Source organism: Arthrobacter ipis, from assembly GCF_014694315.1.
GTDB lineage: Bacteria > Actinomycetota > Actinomycetes > Actinomycetales > Micrococcaceae > Arthrobacter > Arthrobacter ipis.
The window spans coordinates 415,868-417,221 of record NZ_JAAOXD010000009.1 but is presented as its reverse complement, the minus strand read 5'-3'; the positions used below and the strand labels follow the sequence as shown (position 1 = coordinate 417,221).

General features: G+C 65.4%; 2 protein-coding genes. Both read left to right on the top strand.

From position 1 onward, the window contains the following. Nucleotides 1–942 (top strand): 2,3-diaminopropionate biosynthesis protein SbnB (sbnB, locus tag G9E11_RS20655; RefSeq protein WP_190609171.1); only part of this gene is annotated, 942 nt, incomplete at its 5' end. 52 nt (nucleotides 943–994) lie between these two features. Further along, a partial coding sequence (locus G9E11_RS20650) for a LuxE/PaaK family acyltransferase (RefSeq protein ID WP_479686155.1) occupies nucleotides 995–1,354 on the top strand: 360 nt, incomplete at its 3' end.

Sequence of the window (1,354 nt, the reverse complement as noted above, 5' to 3'; positions counted from 1 at the left end):
CTGGTCGAGCAGACCTACCGCACGCACGCGGCCGGAGACTCGGTAAACCCCCCCTCCTACTTCCTGCGCTTCCCCGACCGGCCCACCTCCCGCATCATCGCCCTGCCCGCCTCGATCGGCGGACAGGTAGAGGTTGACGGCATCAAATGGGTCTCCAGCTTCCCGGACAATGTCGCCTCAGGCATACCCCGCGCCTCAGCAGTGCTGATCCTCAACGAAAAGGCAACCGGGTACCCGTTGGCGTGCATGGAAGGCTCCATCATCAGCGCCTCCAGGACAGCTGCATCGGCCGCCGCGGCGGCCGACTGGCTCAGCCGCGGACGCGGACGCCCACGAAGGATCGGGTTCTTCGGCGTCGGCCTCATTGCCCGCTACATCCACACCTTCCTGAACGCCGCCGACTGGTCATTCGACGAAATCGGGGTGTTCGACCTCTCGGGCGAGAGCGCGGAGGGCTACAAAGGCTACCTCGAACGCAGCGGCACCCGAGCCCGGGTGACCGTGCACGACGGCCCCGAGCAGCTGATCAGAAACAGCGACCTCATCGTGTTCGCCACCGTGGCCGGCCAGCCCCACGTGCACGACACAACATGGTTCGACCACAACCCGCTGGTGCTCCACGTATCCCTGCGCGACCTCGCCCCGGAAATCCTGCTGGCATCGACCAACATCCTCGACGACGTCGACCACTGCCTGAAAGCCGGAACATCGGCCCACCTCGTGGAGCAGATGGTCGGCCACCGGAACTTCGTGGACGGCACCCTCGCCGACGTCATGGAAGGCCGCGTCCCGCTGGCGGACGACCGCCCCATCGTGTTCTCACCCTTCGGCCTGGGCGTGCTCGACCTGGCAGTAGGCAAGTACGTCTACGACGAACTTGCCAGCACCGGCCAGCTCCGGGTGGTCGAGGACTTCTTTTCGGAGTTGCGTCGGTACGGCTAACCCTGCGGCGCAAACCGCATTCATCGATTCGCACTCAATGAGGAGTGACAGAATGCTCTCCCTACCGCAGATGCTGGGGAATGTGTCCAAGGCATACGTCCAGTCGCCTGATGACTGGGCACGGTCGGTTACCGACGTCCTGCGGGACGCCGCGATCTACCACCAGGCCGGAAACGGCTTCTACCGCGCGCAGTGTGACGCGTTGGGAGTCGATCCCGCCGCGATCAACGAGATCAACGACCTGCAAGACCTGCCGCTGTTGCCGGTCGGCATGTTCAAACGCCCCGACGCCCGTGTGCTGCTCACCTGCTCCCTGGCGGACGTCGAGACCGAAACCCGCTCCAGCGGAACCCGCGGTGTCCCGTCCGTCGCCCCCCGCAACAGCGAGACATTGACGCTGGCGCTCATCGGG